This window comes from Nostoc sp. FACHB-888, from assembly GCF_014696655.1.
Classification (GTDB): Bacteria; Cyanobacteriota; Cyanobacteriia; order Cyanobacteriales; family Nostocaceae; genus Nostoc.
Genome location: NZ_JACJQM010000027.1, coordinates 1 through 16,765 on the forward strand (window position 1 = coordinate 1; position 16,765 = coordinate 16,765).

The following is a 16,765-nucleotide window of genomic DNA, read 5'->3' on the forward strand; positions in this document are numbered from 1 at the left end:
TGATCCCCCTAAATCCCCTTTAAAAAGGGGGACTTTGAGAGCTCTTTGCCCCCCTTTTTAAGGGGGGTTGGGGGGATCAAAAGGCTGTGCCGCAACTCTAGAAGACTTGTGTATACACCGTAGCTCCTAAAAGGAAAGAGGCTTTGATGCTTACTCCCTTTCCCTTTCTTCTCTACGAGAGGCTTCGCCAACGAGACGCTGCGCGAACGCAGGGAAGGGGCTGGGGTTAGGTCTGTATTTCACGCAATTGAGAACCGCTACATAAATCCAATTCGCCGCAATTCGCTTTTTCGCAATGACGCTCCTACGTCGCTAACGCAATTAAACTCAGCCTGACACTAGAGCCGGGGTTTTTACCTACCTTAAGATACAAGGATTTTTTCTCTACGAGACGCTACCGCGATCGCGCCACCTACAGGCGAGGTTTTGAACATGAAGCTTTTTTGATAAAGCGGACATCATATAGGACTTATATTTGATTTTTAAACAAAACTCAGTACACCTTTATTCCTTCTTCCCAGTCCCCAGTCCCCAGTCCCTTACCTCTACGAGTGATTCAGAAATCAAATCGGATTGCTATATTATAGGTTCTGCTCAAGTGGGTACTCCAAATCAGCGTGTGGAGGATGCCAGCAGCAAATCTTTCCGGCGCATTTCCCAGGCTAGGGTAGTGGACACAATTTGATCTAAATCATTATATTTTGGTTGCCAACCCAGTAATTTGCGGATTTTATCAGCACCAGCTATCACACAAGCAGGATCACCAGGGCGGCGTTCTGTTTCAATAACCGGAAAATCTACCCCAGAAATAACCTTAACCCGTTCGATAACTTCACGGACACTGTATCCTTGCCCATAACCACAGTTCAGAATTTGGCTTTCGTTACCTTGCTCTAAATAAGCCAAAGCATCTATATGTGCTGCTGCTAAATCTTCAACATGAATGTAGTCTCTAACTGCCGTTCCATCTGGTGTAGGAAAATCTGTACCGAAAATTTTTACTCCAAGTTTGCGTTTGAGTGCAGCATCACACGTAACTCGAATTAAATGAGATGCTTCTTTTGCCATCTGCCCCAATCGTCCACCAGGTTCTGCTCCAGCAACATTAAAATATCGCAAAATTACGTAATGTAAATCAGAAGCCTTTGCATAGTCACGAATCAGCCATTCACAAGAAAGTTTTGATCGGCCATAGGGGTTAATCGGTTCAGTTGGTGTCGATTCAGTGACAGCACTCGTTGCTGGTTCCCCATAGACAGCTGCTGTACTAGAAAAGATAATTCGGTTCACACCCATATTGCTGCAACAACGCAGTAAATTTAGGGTGTTGCGAGTATTGTTAGCGTAATAATCTAAGGGATGAGCAACAGATTCGGGTACATTCAGACTGGCGGCAAAGTGTAACACAGCCGTAAAATCATGCTGACGAAATACTTGAGAAAGACGTTCTGAATCTTTTAAATCACCAATAATTAACTCACCAGATAATACTGCTTGGGGCGAACCTGTAGAACAATTATCATAGACCACAATATCGTAACCAGCTTCGCCCAACTGACGAACTACATGAGAGCCAATATATCCTGCTCCACCAGTAACTAAAACTTTGTTATTCATCTGCCTTTGCCCAGTAACACTACCCGAATGGTTTTGAAAATGATCGCTAAATCCAAAGCTAGGGAATAATTTTTGATGTAGTAGAGGTCATAAGCTAATTTCTCGTAAGCATCCTCTACTGATGCGCCATAGGGATACATGACCTGCGCCCAGCCTGTAATTCCGGGTTTGACGACATAACGTAAGTCATAGTAGGGAATTTCTTCTCGCAGCTTGATATCAAATTCCGGCCGTTCTGGACGGGGGCCAATAAGGCTCATTTCTCCCCAGAGAACGTTCAAAATCTGTGGTAGTTCATCGATTCTAGTTAGGCGTAACCAGCGCCCTATTCTAGTAATTCGGGGATCTCGTTCCTTGGCCCACTGCACTCCTCGTTTTTCCGCATCCTGATACATGGAACGAAATTTATAAACTTTAAAGGGCTTTCCTTCCAAACCAGTCCGCATCTGTGTGTAGAACACCGGGCCTGGACTATCTAACTTAATTGCCAGTACTACTAGCAACAACATTGGAGATAAAAACTGGAATAATAACAATGCCAAAAGAATGTCTAAGAACCGCTTGAGCTTTTGACTAATGCTGTCAGCCGTTAAATTAAAACCAGTACCAAAAGCCAGCCAGTTATCTTGAAGCAGAAATGAGGGAAGTTTCTGCCATAAGGTTTCACAAATATCAGGAATCCCGTAGATGGAGACACTAGATAAACGTAACTGCATCAACTGCTGTATCTCTGCACTAGATAATTCCGTTGGGGTTGTTACTATTACCCCTGACCAAGATTGTTGACTCCATTGGGGTAAGTCATTGAGGCTTCCTACAGAAACTCGATTACTTTCTGCTAACTCATTGGTGTTCGCCTCTGGTGCTGCTAGAACAACCAAGCGCCCTAATGAACTGTGTTTTAGAAAAGTCTTGCCAAATAGAATCGCTTTTTGACCTGCACCCAAAATTAGCCAACGGCTGTGTTGAGCTTGCGATCGCACCCACTTTGCTGCCCATAATCTTGATACCATAGCCCACATGGTAAATATGCCTAAGCTGGGGAGCAAAATTCCTCGTTTCAAGACTATATCTTTACCCCAAATTCCAGTAAAGTAAACCAGAATTGCAACAATGCTGGCAATAACAACATTACTAATCAAAATGCGTGATGGAGCGCGTAAACCTGCTATTTGGGTATCTGGATGGTAAGTATCTGCTAAATACAGCCCTGCGAGAACTAGGAAAAAAAATAAATATATGAGAGGGTCAAAACTGTTCAGATTTTGCTCTAATCGTAACCATAATGACAGAGATAAACTCAACAATAAACCCACAATATCGGTTAACAACAATAATAAACAGAGGATATTATCTGTCTGATATAACTTCTTGGTTTTTTTGCCAACAGCAAGAGTAATAGTCATTTGCATATATTACTAATTACAGTAGACATGACAAAATTGTGTACAAGCAATGATTTGCTCGAAACTTTTAGCATCAGATTTTGATATCTAGAAAGAACTTAAAACACCTAAAAAAATACATAACGGACAATCGTCAACGTAAACTTTATTTTAATATTTAAAATAAAGTTTACTTAACTTAATCTAAAAAAAATCCTACGTGTTCTATTCTGCATTTATGAATGCTTTATTTGTAAACTTAACTTTAGCTATTCAGCCATGTGGAAATTACGGAACTATTTGAAGAGATACAGAATTCCTATTTAATTTTTCAATCTACAAAGACATAAAACTTTTTGAATAGTTTATTGCACAATTATTATGGTATAAATAAGGGTTTAGAAAAACCAAAGATTTGAGTCTAATAGCTCCAAACAAAATCAAGATAAGTGTACGAGCATCCCAGACACGTGGCATGGCAACCTCGATGCACTCGACTATTCAGAGGATAAGAGTTCAAGGTTATCAGAAAAATGGGTTTAAAACCCCGTGCTTCTAGCACGGCTTTTCTTGGTCTTGGATGTATTTTTTGAGAACTTCAAGGGGCGCACCTCCTATCGAAGATACAAAATAACTAGGACTCCATAGAGCTTGCTTACCATAAGGTTTAGGGTATCCAGCTTGACCATACCTACGGCTAGACACACCTTTTAACGCATTAACAATTTGAGATATTGAGAGCTTAGGTGGAAATTCAATTAACACATGAATGTGGTCTGATTCCCCGTTAAATTCAAGTACATTAAAGTCCATCTTTTTTGAAACTTCCACAAAAGATTTGCGGATTAGATCAAGGCTTTCATTAGTAAATATTTTCCTTCTATACTTGGTAACACAGACCAAATGTATTTTTAGGTCTGAAACACTGTGTCTTTCTTTCCTTAAACTACTTGCCATGTATGACTGACCAATGTAAGATATTTTAGTAGACCAATTTTACTACAAGGCATGAAAGCTAGGTATAGGTATAGATTTTACCCGACAGACCAACAAGGACAGAGTTTAGCTCAGTTGTTTGGGTGTGTTCGGGTAGCTTGGAATGATGCCTTGGCTTTCTGTAAGCAGTCTGTTAGCGTAGCGGGAGAGCGTACCCGCTCGACAAAACTACCAGGATACAACAAACTCTCAGCAATGCTTACTCAAGCGAAAAAGACTGATGAGAGAAAGTGGATGTCTGATGTTTCTTCAGTGCCTTTACAACAGTCTCTTAGACATTTAGATGTTGCTTACAAAAACTTTTTTAACTCTCGTAACGGGAAAAGAAAAGGTGGTAAGGTTGGTGTGCCTAGATTTAAGAAAAAGACTAACTCGCAATCAGCCGAGTTTACCAAAGCAGGTTTTTCTGTAAAAGATGGAGGAGTTTATCTAGCTAAAATTGGGGCAATTAAACCAATTTGGTCAAGAGAATTACCATCTGAGCCTAGTTCAGTTACGGTAATCAAGGATTGTGCTAATCGTTATTTCTTAAGTTTTGTAGTAGAAGTTGAGCCTATTCATATTGATGCCAAAAACCAAAGCATAGGTATTGATTTAGGTTTGAAAACTTTTGCATTCATGAGTAATGGCGAAACGGCTAAAAGTCCTAATTATTCACCCTTGGATAGACGGCTTAGACGCAAACAGCGTCAGCTTGCTCGTCAGGTAAAAGGATCTAATCGTTGGGAAATAACTCGGATACAAATCGCAAAGCTTCATAATCAAATAACTGATACTCGCAAAGACTTTTTGCACAAGCTATCAACCAAAATAGTTAACGATAATCAAGTAATCATTTTGGAAGATTTAAACGTGTCAGGAATGGTTAAAAACCGTCGATTATCTAGAGTAATCAGTTTGCAGGGATGGAGAGAATTTAGAAACCTGTGCGAGGCTAAGTCCGAAAAACTTAACCGTGATTTTCGTACAGTTAACAGATGGGAACCTACAAGCCAAGTATGCTCCGAATGTGGATTTAAATGGGGCAAAGTTGACCTCTCTATTCGTTCAATACTTTGCTTAAATTGCGACACTGAACACGATAGAGATGGGAACGCAGCTAAAAATATAGAACAAGTCGGGATGGGGAATCGCCACGACTCTAAACGGACGCAGAGGAATTGTAAGACTATTTCGGTAGCAGAATCCGTTGAAGCGTCAAGAATCACCGCTCCTTCAGGACGGTGAGTATTTCAATCTCCACAGCCAATACCTAATAAATAGTTTTCAGCATTGGACGGGAAATTCTTTACTGGATGCCAATGCTTCGCCACTTGAAACAGCACAGGCTCTATTTGAAGCACCATTTGCCTTAGTTTCTCACGGCACGGAGTCAGACCCAATTTTTAACTATGGTAATCGCAAAGCGTTGGAACTATGGGAGCTTTCTTGGGAGGAATTTACTATGATGCCTTCGCGGAAATCGGCTGAAGAAGTAGTGCAGGAAGAACGCGATCGCCTCTTAAAAGAAGCAGCAACTAAAGGGTTTAGCTATTTTTCTGGTGTGCGGATCACCAGTACTGGCAAACGCTTTAAGATCCAAGATGGCATCCTCTGGAATCTCTTAGATGAGCAGAATAAATTATGCGGTCAGGCAGCAGTTTACTCTAAGTGTACGTTTATTACATGATTACTGGCTCATACATAATATAAATACTAATTAATTACTTAGTGAAAACGAGATCCATCCACGAGGTAGAAGAAACTACTACCAGAAATCAGTATTTTGGGATTAGTGTCTTAAAAATCAGGAAAAACGCCCGTGGTTCCAATTAGAGATAATAATCCTACAAAAATTACGCCTTATGTAACTTATGGGCTGATTGCTGCTAATGTCCTCGCTTTTCTTTATGAAGCAAATCTTCCCCCCCAAGCATTAAATGGATTTCTACACCTTGCGGCTGTAGTTCCACGAGAACTGACTTTAAGTTTTGGTGGTATCTCTCTACATCAACCAGTACCAGAGTGGGCAACTTTGATTACCTCGCAATTTTTGCATGGTGGTTTCTTGCACTTAGCTGGCAATATGCTGTTTCTGTGGATTTTTGGTAACAACGTTGAAGATAAGTTAGGCCATGCCAAATATTTGCTGTTCTATTTATCTTGTGGTGTTTTGGCATCCTTGACCCAATGGTTCTTCGCTCAAGATTCTAGCATTCCTTCTTTGGGTGCAAGTGGTGCGATCGCAGGCGTTTTAGGAGCATACATTCTCCGCTTTCCCAACGCCGAAGTTCTCGGTATAGTGCCTTTAGGGTTTTTCTTCCCGACTTTCCGTGTCCCGGCATATTTCTTTTTGGGATTCTGGTTTCTCGAACAAGCCTTCTACGGGCTTGCTAGTCTTCAAACACGTACCAACATCGGTATGGAAAGCGGCGGTATTGCCTATTGGGCCCATGCAGGCGGGTTTATCTTTGGGGCAATTCTTGGTCCACTGTTGGGTTTGTTTAACGACAAATCGCTAAAAGAATCTTGGTATCAGTAATTTTTCAGGATATTCTCAGGGCTTTCAATTAGGCTAATTGATTAAAAAGGTGAAATTTCCAAGCTTCGCAACTGCTAGCCTTACAAGTTATATTGCAATTAGCCAATAAATTAGGAAAAACACCTGTGTTTCCCCTCTACGACGAAAATCCAACCCGAATTACCCCGTATTTCACCTACGGGTTAATTGGCATGAATATTGTAGTTTTTCTTCACGAGGTGAGCCTGCCAAATGCACAATTGAATCAGTTTTTAGGTCAATATGCAGTAATACCTCAAGAGTTAACCACCAATTGGAGTGGAGAGTGGATAACCTTATTTACGTCGCAATTTTTACACGGCGGTTGGTGGCACTTAATCTCGAATATGGTGTTTCTCTGGGTTTTTGGTAACAATATTGAAGATCGATTGGGTCATGCCAAATATCTGATTTTTTATTTGGCGTGTGGTGCTTTAGCTGCGTTGTGCCAATGGTTCATTGGTACGAATTCTGAAATTCCTTCATTAGGGGCAAGTGGTGCAATTTCTGGCGTTTTGGGTGCGTACATTATCCGCTTTCCCCACACTAAGGTCATGACCTTAATATTTTTAGGGATTTTCATTACCACAATTAGAGTTCCAGCATTAATAATAATTGGACTTTTTGTTGTGCAGAATATAATTTCCGGTCTTGTCACCCTGCAAACAGCCGCTAATATGACTGTGCAAACTGGTGGAGTTGCTTATTGGGCGCACATCGGGGGTTTTGTTTTTGGAGTAATTCTCGCTCCCCTATTTGGGTTGTTTAGGCAGGACTAATTGAAATTTTCACCCTCAGTTCATTACGGTTTCACCCAAAGTCATATTAAACAATCCAAAATGAGGAGATGCTATCTTAGCAATTCCCTGTAGTAATCCTAAATGAGTCGTGAAAATCTCCGATTTTTCTCTTTGCGTCCTGCCAGTTGCTACAAGTCGGGGAACTCGCCCAACGCACTAGCTTCTCTGTGCCTCTGCGCTTAATTTATTTTTACAAATGATTTAAGACTGCTACATTTGGGAAAGTATTAGTTTTTGCTGGCACCTGCTGAAAGTTCTTCTGATTCTTGTGCTTCAGACGTAAATCTTGATGATTGTACGGCTTGTTCAGGTAGAGAAACAATGATATCCGTACCATTAATAATTGTTCCCAATAACCCCAGTTCCGATTCAACCAATTGATCAATAGCTTCACCTAACATATTTTCTTGTGTATAGTGTGGTCGTGTCACAAGTACCATGCCATCGCTGTAAGGTTGGATCAACAAAGGGTCATTAGATATGCTAAGTGAGCTAGTGTCTAAAATAACTAGATCAAAGCGTTCGCGGACATCCTCCATCAGCCGCCGCATTTCGCTGGATTCAAGAATAGCAGCCGATTGTCGCACAGGTCCAGGGCTGGGAATAATGTATAAATTTTCCACATCAGGAACTAAACGAATACATTCACTTAAATTAGCGTAATAACGCAGGGGTTCAATGGTGGCATCGGGGTCAGGAATTACATTCAAGGATGTACAACGAGAAGGCGATCGCAAATCTGCTTCGATAATTAAGGTTCTTTTACCAGCACGGGCTGAAGCTATACCCAAGTTATACGCACTTGCTGTCTTACCCTCTAGGCTACTGGTGCTAGTAATCAACACCACCTTCAAGGCGTTACCACCAATCCGGCGTAGATTACTACGGAATTTTTCGTAAAATTCTAAATAAGGAGAATCCGCAGAAAGTACCACCGGCACTGCTTCTTGAGGCAAATCATCAACTGGCATTAAAGGCAATTCTCCCAACAGTGGCACTTCGCGTTGCTTGAGGCTGTCGCGAATATCTTCTCTGGTTTTGAAAGTCCCTTCCAGCGCTCCCAACAAAAATATTACCCCGCCACCAATTAAGGCACCTAATAAACCACCCACAGCAAGGGTAATAGGTACACTCTTAGGAGGTTTTATCTCCGCAGCTGCTGTGGGGCGTCTGGCAATGCTGAGGCTGCTGGTAGTTTCTGCCTCTGCGGTTTTAGAATCGGTTAGCTTTGCCTGCATTTGGTCATATATGGCTTTTTTAAGTCCAACCTCTTGTTCTAAACGCGATCGTTCTAATTGCTTATTGGGTATCAGAGAATACTCTCGCCGTAGTCGCGCTTCTTGTCGGATTTCTTGAGCTAGTTGTTGTTCCAGCGTCTCCCGTTGGGTTTGCAGAGACACCATTTGATTTGCCAACTGCTGGCGGGCTGGATCTAAGCTACTTTGGGCGCGAATACCTGCAACGCTACCCCGAAGCGGAGCCGCCGTACCATCACCGCCTAATACTTCAGAGGCACGTTGTTGCAGCAATTCCTCAGCAGCTTGTTTCTGACGCTGCAACTGAACCATCGTTGGGTGTTCTGGTCGCAAATCTTTTATGAGTAAGGCAATTTGCGACTCGCTTTGATAAATTTGCGCTCGCAAGTTACCAATAATTGGATCGGCACTCAAAGCAGAAGAGATATAAGCTTGTCCGACTGATAAACCTAACTTATTTTCTAAACTGCCAACTTGACCATCAACCCCAGAAATAGTTAATTGAATTTGCCGTTGTAGATTTTGGCTGTTAGTAATAGCACTTAACAAGCTACCATTCTCTGCTGCTAATATTGCCGTTCGCTCTATGCGATCGTACTGTTCCAGCCTCTTTTCTGCAATTTGCAATTCCCGTTTAGCTTGTGGTAAACGCTCATTAATCTTTTCAATAATTGCTTGTAATCGCCCAGTATTGATGTCACTACTCAACTTAATCATTGATTGCATCAATTCAGTCAAGACCTCAATGGCTCGTTTGGGGTCACTATCTACATATTTCAGTTCAAAAATACTTGTTTCAAGTTCTCCAGTCCTGGGATTTTTTTTAGGTAAAGTAAGGACAACATTTGTACCCAGTTGTTGCGGTTTGACATTTACTTTCTCTGCCACTGTCGCAATTATCTGGTTTGATAATAAAACATCCTGATTTAGTTCCTTTCCTTGCTGTTGGATTTGACTACCAGTTGCAGAGAAAGAAACTGGTGGGCCAGCATAGGTAAGTGCGGCAGATGCTATGTAGTTAGTAGGTGGCTCTGGCTGCATAGCCACCACCGTTGACCCCACTACAACTAAACCAAAACTAGCTAGTCCAATCCACTTGTATTTTTCAAAAGCAATAAGATAGCGTTTAACAATTGGTGGGGTCATGGTCGCTTCGCTCCAATTCAAAATTCAAAATTCAAAATTCAAAATTTAGGAAGCACCAAACTAAAGATAGTGGCTTTGATAGAAGGCAAGGGCGCTATTAACTTCCTACTGTATATCTCAATTGATATCTTCAAATATTTTAATAAATTTAATGCGAACTTGGAGATGTGGCTTCTTCCACTCCAAACTATTTCCAGCCTGTATCCTTCTTTTAGAGTCACTAATTTTACCTACCACCAAAGTCGTCAAAAAATCGGAGGAAAGACTGGACATTGAAGAAGGGTTGGGTAATGGTAGTCAAGAAATTAGTAATTCTACCGATGAGGTTCCTACCAACAACAAGAACATCATTATCTTGAAGAGCCACATTTTGAGATGCATCGCCTCCTAGAGCTTTTTTTGCATCAAGTTTCTGGGTAACAGCTTGACCTCGTTCAGGATCAAAGCGAACCAGAGCGATATCCCGGAGATTAGCAGTGTCGAGATTTACTCCTCCTAAAGCATCTACAAATGTACTCCCGTTAGGTAGTGCTTGAATCGAAAGACCTCCGGCGGCGTAGTTTAAAACCCTGACTCTAATCTGTGGTGTAGCTAAGGATGAACGTGCTACTAAATTGCGGTCATAACCGTCATCATTACCAACTTCACGACGGGGGATGAGTATCGCATCTCCGTCTTGTAAGCGTAAATTAGGAATTGAACCGCCATCTTGCAGTGCTGCATATAAGTCAATAGTTTGTGAAATCACAGAACCATCGATTAACTTCCGGCGTATTTGCACTTGTCGCAGGTCTGCATTTAATGTTGAACCACCAGATATTAGCAAGGCATCAGCAACACGGGGTGTTGATGAATTAATCGGATAAATTCCTGGTCGAAATATTTCCCCGCTAATGGTAACTTGAACTGGTCGCGTGCCTGCCAAGGCTACTACTACGATTGGATCGGGTACAATGCTACTTAAACCCAAGCGAATTTTTTCTTGAGCTTCTTCCAAAGTTAAGCCTTGTAATGATACCGTCCCCACTTGTGGCACTACAATGTTGCCTTCTGGACTAATTACAGCTTGAAAACTTAAGTCTTGACGCTGCGTTGCTAGACCTAAAACTATTACTGGATCAACCACATAACGATTTAAACCTAAGCGGATTCTTTCTTGAGCTTCTTCCAAAGTTAAACCTTGTAAAGAAACTTTTCCCAGTAGCGGCACCACAATGTTACCTTCTGGGTTGATTAAAGCTTGAAAGCTCAAATCTGGAAAGCGCTGAACCGAAACGCTAATTCCATCTCCTATTCCTAAGCGGTACGGGCCAGGAGGACGCTGAAGCACAACACTAATTACATCTCCTGGCCCCAAAAGATAGCGGCTGAGTTGAGGAGAAATTTCGTCATTTGCACCTTGAGGTACAACTTCAGTACCTGGCACAGGCGAAGGGGGTTGCCTTGGTGATTGTACTTGAGGTAGAAAAGGCTGGGCAACAACAAGTTGGATAGGTGTTGTTAAGAAAACTCCCACTTGAAGACTGACAAAACACAGGGCGCTGGATGCACGCATATAATAACTGGAATTTATAAACATCGGTGCAGGAAAACTGATATAAGAATTAGTCGCGCCGAGTGGTCATTTTACTCTAAAAATAAATGTCCTAAATTTTTTTTGTCTGCAAATATTTTACCAACAAAAAGTAGAAAAGTTTTGCCAATTTTAATTTATAATTCTACCTAAACGCGATTGTAGAGATGCAACTGAAGAATCTCTGCACCAAGGCATCTTTAACAGACTCTACAAAGGACCTGCCATCAATGCTGCTTGCACTGTTTCTCCTATAGACTGCGCCAAAGACCAAGATGTTTCTACTTGCCCTAAAGGTTCCATTGGAATCAGAATACTCACACCCACCCAAGGAGTGCGTTGCTTGCGCCACTGTGCCAATTGATCCGCCAAGAACCAGTGTAAAGGTGATGGATTTCCGCCATCTGGCATAGCGTACCATTGCAATACAGCGAAGGTTTGTTGTGGGGTGGAGGCGCGAAAAAACCTAGCTTCTACTTTCTTATGGGCATTTGAAGCCAACTTTGCAGGTGGTTTCACAGTAAATTCAGCAGAACGATATTGAGCTATATCCCACTTCCCCCAGCGCGATCTTCCCCAGCTGTTAACGTCTGTCCACTCTACCTCTGGTTGATCCATAGGCCCATTTTGCGGCAGCAAAAGCAAGATTGCCTGAGATTCGGAAGCTTCTTTTTTAATTACCTGCAAAGACCATTTATGTTCGCCAATTTGCTGTTCTGCTTGTTCAACACTTTGCCAACCAGGAAGGACTAACCCAGTCTTGCGGATCTGTTTTAACTCGTTAAGGGTAGTAACAGGTGGTGGCTGCTTCCATTGCCATTTTCCTGTCCGATATCCGGGAACCCCTCCTATTGCTAGCAGCAGTAGCAATAACAAAAGTGCTGCTACCTGACTTAATTGGTTTTCCTTGAAAAACTTGGAGAAGGAAATCATCAGTAAAATTTTATAATACTTAGGCAAAATTTTACTTTATAAAATCACACCATGAGTTCAGTAATATTTATGAGTAGAGAAGAAGCAAGGGAGCAGGGGAGAAGAGTTTTCCCCTTTGCCTCTTTTCAATGCCCCATACCCCATGCCCAATAATTCTAACTTTCTGCTTCTTGCTCAGTTTCTAGAGATGCTGAAAAATAGCTATTAAGCCAATTGAGTAAGGGCACTAATGACACTAGCATACAAGCTGAGTAGAGATCACCACCCCAACCGTCATGCAGCCATTTAAAAGCCGCTTCTTGACCTGTGCCGTGAAAGAAAGTCAGTAAAGTATTACGAATGATATTGGCAGTAGTACTAACGATCGCAGCAAGAGATAAAAACGATATAGTTATGCGGCGTGAAGACAAAGCGTCTGTCCAATAAAGCAGCATCAAGCCGACGTAGAGAGTCGTGAACAACATTTTCAGCCCTGCACAATAAGGGGCAACTTCCACAATCCGCCCTCCTACGTAGAGATTTATCTCATCTACGGTTACGTCCATACCGAATTGATTCAGTATGAAGCCTGCTGTGCCAGCAATGAAGCTTTGGAGAGGCAATGTATAAGGAGCAATAAGATAAGGTACTGCTGTTGGGGTTGCCAAAAATACTAGTAGCAGGGGAAATCCTTGCAATCGCAAACCTGCTATTCCTTTAAACCACAAGCATAATCCCGCCAGTATAACGGGCAAGGAAAGGTTAACCCACTCTGTAACACCGCTTAGATAAAACACTGCCCCTAATAACAACAAAACAGCGCTCAAAGGATGGATGGTATCTGGTAAACGTGTCCACTTTTTCCGGTTCATCCAACCTACATAAGCCGCAAATGGTAAACCAATAATCCCGTGGCTGAAATATTCGTGTTCTGTACTGATATTTTTGTGCAGCCAACCATCCAACCAGTGTAGCAATATAGGGGCATAAAGCAGCAGCAAAATGCCTAAAATAGCTAGATATAATAAGCCTGACGCGCTTCTGTTTTTAACCTGTTGCTGGAGTGCCATGATTTTTATTAGTCATTGGTCATTGGTCATTAGTCATTGTCATTGGTCATTTGCAAAGGACGACTGACAAAGCACAAATGTCTAATTGCTAGATGCACATTAGGTATGAATTAACTTCAGGTTACCACGCTGCCAAGGTCAAGAGGGGAGGATTGATCTACCTGAGAAGTTGTTGAGACTGCATGAGCGATCGCAGCTACAACTTCTTTGACTTGACTACTGCTCAAACCAGGATACATCGGTAATGATAATATTTGCTGTGACAGTTTTTCTGCTTCAAGGAAATCTCCAGGCTGATAGCCTAAGTTGCTGAATGCTGGCTGGAGATGACAAGGAATTGGGTAGTGAATGCCAGTTTGAATTCCTACTGCTGTGAGTTTTTCCTGGAGTTGCTGGCGCTCTATTGGGCAAGAATCATCAACTCTAATCACATAAAGATGATACACATGGCCTGTATCACTTTGGTTTTCCATAGGGATAATACCAGCAGTTGCCAAGGGTGCTAGTTCTGCATCATACTGCTGGGCAATAGTCAAGCGATCGCGATTCCATTGTGGTAAATATGGTAGCTTCTGGTGCAAGATCGCTGCTTGTAAAGTATCCAAGCGGCTATTTGTACCTGGTTCAGTATGAAAATACTTTTGCGATGCACCATAATTTCGCAAACGCACCATCTTCTGGGCTACATCTGAATCTTGCGTCAGCAGCATTCCCCCATCCCCAAATGCTCCCAAATTTTTGCTGGGATAGAAACTAAAAGCTGCTGCTACGCCTACTGAACCGGCGTGATATCCATCTCTTTGGGCAAGGTGTGCTTGTGCTGCGTCTTCAAAAATTAGAAGTTTGTAGGTATCGGCAAAGTTCAATAACTCGCGTGGTGATACCATCTGTCCATAGAGATGTACAGGGATAATTGCTTTAGTTTGAGGCGTAATTGCTTTGGCTGCGGCTTCTAAATCAATTAAGGCTGTTTGGCGATCGCAATCTACTAAAATTGGCTTCGCGCCAGCCCGTTGCACTCCAATCAAGGTTGCTATAAAAGTGTTTGCGGGTAAAATCACTTCATCGCCAGCACCAACATTACACGCTTGCAATCCGAGAGCGATCGCATCTGTTCCTGATGCAACACCAACACCATAAGCTGCGCCCGATGCTGCCGCAAATGCTGCTTCAAAATCTGAGAGTGCTTGCCCTAAAATAAAATCTCCCTGTTCCAATACAGATTGGATTGCTTCTTGCAATTGTGTTTGGATTGGTTCGTGTTGTAACTTCAAGTCTACAAAAGGAACTCTAATAGTCATTTTATTCATTACCAGTTGTCCTCAAAGAGAGATTTCCTCGGATGGAAAAAATAGAAAAACCTGTACAATTTCAGTGTTAAATTGTAATAGGTTCAATCTATCGGATAAAGAGTTATATAAACTATTTTGGATTGTCAGACATCAGTGCTAACTGTCATGAGTAATTACTGTTATAAAAATTACATAAATATAATTATTGTAAGTAAATTTACCTTAAAGATTGCAATAGCAATTTTCCCTTCTGTACATGAACAATTGCAGACCTTTGGTATTGTATCCTTAGCATTAGGTTACCCTGACTGAATCCAAATCTAACGCAGTCTGATCGTAAAACTCAAGCAATAAAGACTACAACAGTGCTAAATAGAGAACATTCAGTACCAGTAACTAGTAACTGCTCAAGACTGCTTTACCAACTTAATGGAAAGGGTAAAAAATTTTTGCCCCAAACTTGTTTGTTAGAGGCAAAATTAGGGAATGCTTAAAAATAGCAATTGATAACCTAGAAATAGGACTTGTATCAATTTATCAATTACAGGATCAAGAAATTATTAAGGTAGCAGTGGCAATGGTAGAGCCTGAAAACAAATTATTTGCCCTAAAGGATGGTTGGGACTCTCATGAATCGAGAGAACAACAACGCCTCAAAGCTTTGTCAGATTTAGGTTTGCGGCAATCAGAAACGATTCCAGTTTTTGAAGAAGCCACACAGACTGCTGCCCACTTTTTGGAAGCACCAATTTCCATATTGGGATTTGTGGATCAAGAACGCCATTGGTTCAAGTCAGCCGTGGGCTTATCTAGGTTGGGACTCATGAATCATTTGGCACAAAGCCGCCAACTAGCACGCCGGGAATCCTTTTGCACTCAAGTAGTAGAGAGTTCTCAAATATTTGTAATTAATGATACGCATAAGGTTACAGACTCAGTACTTGCTAGTAGTAAGTTGGTGCAAGATTATGGGATTCGTGCTTATTTAGGAGCGCCACTGATTGATGCAGAAGGAAATTGCTTGGGTGCATTGGCAGTGATGGATTTAGTGCCACGCAATTTTACAAACCGAGACATTGAGTTTTTACAAATCATAGCTCGTTGGAGCATGAGTGAATTTGAGCGTAATCGTCTCCTGCAAAGGAAACTCGAATCCAGCACTCCTGCGATCGCTCCTATATTTTCACTCCATGACGAACGTAATACTGAGATTAAAATCACCCCAGTCGCTAAAGATAAAGATAGTGACTCTGTTTCTACCAAACAACTAAAACTGGAACTTTTAGATCAGCTAACTCAGGAGTTACGCACGCCCTTAACATCTGTACTTGGTATGGCTAGTGTTTTAGGACGTGAGATTTATGGGCCTTTGACGACTAAGCAGAGAGAATATTTGGAAATTATCCAACACAGTGGTCGGTACTTACTTTCCTTAGTAAACGAAATTACCGAACTAGGAGCTATGGATGACAACTCAACTGTGCTAAATATAGCTCCTGTAGATATCGAAATGCTATGTCAACAAGCTATCAATACCCTTGAGGAAGTAGCTAATCGCCGCGAACAAGATATTCGCCTCTCTATTGAACCGGGACGCAACCGCATTTGGCCTTTAGATAAAGACAAGGTGCGGCAAATCCTCTATCACCTGATTTTCAGTGTGATTCAACTTTCGGCTACAGGTAGCATTGTTCGCATTCATGTTTCTTACAAGGAAGATACGCTCAACATTACCATTTGGGTTTCCCATCCTTGGCTAGGGGACGGTATCACTGAGGTTGATCCCTACTTCGGCCTCAATTCTTTATCACTGCTGGAGCTTACAGGTGAGGTAGCAACTTACAATACTCATACAGAAAGCCAGGAGCAACGAGATACTTCATCAGTAGCAGTGGACAATTCAAAAAACTTGAGTGATTCCCACTCAAACTTATTTGCTGCTAGTTCAGGTATAAATGTAGCTAAATCACATGGAAGTATTTCTCGTGAAAGCTTGGGTCTTTTGCTAAGTTGTCAACTAGCAGAATTACATAGTGGGCAAATTTTGATTCAAGGTTCACCAGAATCAGGATATCGTTATGTGCTTTCTTTGCCATTGCAGCTGGCGGCTCCTTCACAATCCATTGGCGATGTCTAATCAGATCGGCGTTGGGCATTGGGAAAGACGTACTTTGTATCT

13 protein-coding genes are annotated in these 16,765 nt (G+C 41.8%); 5 read left to right on the forward strand and 8 right to left on the reverse strand.

Annotation, left to right across the window (positions count from 1 at the left end):
* Positions 1-612 precede the first annotated feature (612 nt).
* From galE to tnpA, 3 genes are all read right to left on the reverse strand, one after another.
* Positions 613-1,617 carry a UDP-glucose 4-epimerase GalE gene (galE, locus tag H6G26_RS17985; protein ID WP_190730553.1) on the reverse strand — a complete coding sequence of 335 codons (1,005 nt, stop codon included), beginning with the start codon at positions 1,615-1,617 and terminating at the stop codon, positions 613-615.
* Complete coding sequence (locus H6G26_RS17990) at positions 1,614-3,023, reverse strand: sugar transferase (RefSeq protein ID WP_190730554.1); 1,410 nt, start codon at positions 3,021-3,023, stop codon at positions 1,614-1,616. The genes galE and H6G26_RS17990 overlap by 4 nt, the downstream gene beginning before the upstream one ends.
* 534 nt (positions 3,024-3,557) lie before the next feature.
* Complete coding sequence (gene tnpA / locus H6G26_RS17995; RefSeq protein ID WP_190730555.1) at positions 3,558-3,959, reverse strand: IS200/IS605 family transposase; 402 nt, start codon at positions 3,957-3,959, stop codon at positions 3,558-3,560.
* Between the two features lie 51 nt (positions 3,960-4,010).
* On the opposite strand from tnpA, the gene H6G26_RS18000 reads away from it, so the two are divergent.
* The 4 genes from H6G26_RS18000 to H6G26_RS18015 all read left to right on the forward strand — a co-directional run bounded on the left by H6G26_RS18000 (position 4,011) and on the right by H6G26_RS18015 (position 7,316).
* Positions 4,011-5,225, forward strand: coding sequence for an RNA-guided endonuclease TnpB family protein (locus H6G26_RS18000; protein WP_190730556.1), 1,215 nt, complete (start codon positions 4,011-4,013; stop codon positions 5,223-5,225).
* Positions 5,188-5,667, forward strand: a complete 480-nt coding sequence (locus tag H6G26_RS18005) for an MEKHLA domain-containing protein (protein WP_190730557.1) — start codon at positions 5,188-5,190, stop codon at positions 5,665-5,667. The genes H6G26_RS18000 and H6G26_RS18005 overlap by 38 nt, the downstream gene beginning before the upstream one ends.
* A 132-nt stretch (positions 5,668-5,799) precedes the next feature.
* Entirely contained in the window at positions 5,800-6,519 is a 720-nt protein-coding gene (locus tag H6G26_RS18010) for a rhomboid family intramembrane serine protease (RefSeq protein WP_190730558.1), read from the forward strand.
* 125 nt (positions 6,520-6,644) lie between these two features.
* The gene (locus H6G26_RS18015; RefSeq protein ID WP_190730615.1) at positions 6,645-7,316 is read left to right on the forward strand and encodes a rhomboid family intramembrane serine protease; all 672 of its coding nucleotides are present in this window, start codon (positions 6,645-6,647) and stop codon (positions 7,314-7,316) included.
* A gap of 248 nt (positions 7,317-7,564) precedes the next feature.
* On the opposite strand, the gene H6G26_RS18020 is transcribed toward H6G26_RS18015, so the two are convergent.
* The 5 genes from H6G26_RS18020 to H6G26_RS18040 all read right to left on the reverse strand — a co-directional run bounded on the left by H6G26_RS18020 (position 7,565) and on the right by H6G26_RS18040 (position 14,595).
* The gene (locus H6G26_RS18020; protein ID WP_190730559.1) at positions 7,565-9,739 is read right to left on the reverse strand and encodes a tyrosine-protein kinase domain-containing protein; all 2,175 of its coding nucleotides are present in this window, start codon (positions 9,737-9,739) and stop codon (positions 7,565-7,567) included.
* A gap of 226 nt (positions 9,740-9,965) precedes the next feature.
* Complete coding sequence (locus H6G26_RS18025) at positions 9,966-11,318, reverse strand: polysaccharide biosynthesis/export family protein (protein WP_190730560.1); 1,353 nt, start codon at positions 11,316-11,318, stop codon at positions 9,966-9,968.
* Positions 11,319-11,522: 204 nt separating this feature from the next.
* Positions 11,523-12,245, reverse strand: a complete 723-nt coding sequence (locus H6G26_RS18030; protein ID WP_190730616.1) for a cyanoexosortase B system-associated protein — start codon at positions 12,243-12,245, stop codon at positions 11,523-11,525.
* 155 nt (positions 12,246-12,400) lie between these two features.
* Positions 12,401-13,294, reverse strand: a complete 894-nt coding sequence (gene crtB / locus H6G26_RS18035) for a cyanoexosortase B (RefSeq protein WP_190730561.1) — start codon at positions 13,292-13,294, stop codon at positions 12,401-12,403.
* 116 nt (positions 13,295-13,410) lie between these two features.
* Complete coding sequence (locus tag H6G26_RS18040; protein WP_190730617.1) at positions 13,411-14,595, reverse strand: DegT/DnrJ/EryC1/StrS aminotransferase family protein; 1,185 nt, start codon at positions 14,593-14,595, stop codon at positions 13,411-13,413.
* A 568-nt stretch (positions 14,596-15,163) separates the two neighbouring features.
* Here H6G26_RS18040 and H6G26_RS18045 point away from each other — a divergent pair.
* On the forward strand, positions 15,164-16,723 hold the full coding sequence (locus tag H6G26_RS18045; RefSeq protein WP_190730562.1) for a GAF domain-containing sensor histidine kinase: 1,560 nt from the start codon (positions 15,164-15,166) through the stop codon (positions 16,721-16,723).
* The last annotated feature ends 42 nt before the right edge of the window (positions 16,724-16,765 follow it).

Bases quoted from the DNA above. Each gene is read 5' to 3' on its own strand.
- H6G26_RS18025 (WP_190730560.1), bottom strand. From the start codon at position 11,318: ATGTTTATAAATTCCAGTTATTATATGCGTGCATCCAGCGCCCTGTGT.
- H6G26_RS17990 (WP_190730554.1), bottom strand. From the start codon at position 3,023: ATGACTATTACTCTTGCTGTTGGCAAAAAAACCAAGAAGTTATATCAG.
- H6G26_RS18020 (WP_190730559.1), bottom strand. From the start codon at position 9,739: ATGACCCCACCAATTGTTAAACGCTATCTTATTGCTTTTGAAAAATAC.
- galE (WP_190730553.1), bottom strand. From the start codon at position 1,617: ATGAATAACAAAGTTTTAGTTACTGGTGGAGCAGGATATATTGGCTCT.
- tnpA (WP_190730555.1), bottom strand. From the start codon at position 3,959: ATGGCAAGTAGTTTAAGGAAAGAAAGACACAGTGTTTCAGACCTAAAA.
- H6G26_RS18000 (WP_190730556.1), top strand. From the start codon at position 4,011: ATGAAAGCTAGGTATAGGTATAGATTTTACCCGACAGACCAACAAGGA.
- H6G26_RS18040 (WP_190730617.1), bottom strand. From the start codon at position 14,595: ATGACTATTAGAGTTCCTTTTGTAGACTTGAAGTTACAACACGAACCA.
- crtB (WP_190730561.1), bottom strand. From the start codon at position 13,294: ATGGCACTCCAGCAACAGGTTAAAAACAGAAGCGCGTCAGGCTTATTA.
- H6G26_RS18030 (WP_190730616.1), bottom strand. From the start codon at position 12,245: ATGATTTCCTTCTCCAAGTTTTTCAAGGAAAACCAATTAAGTCAGGTA.
- H6G26_RS18045 (WP_190730562.1), top strand. From the start codon at position 15,164: ATGGTAGAGCCTGAAAACAAATTATTTGCCCTAAAGGATGGTTGGGAC.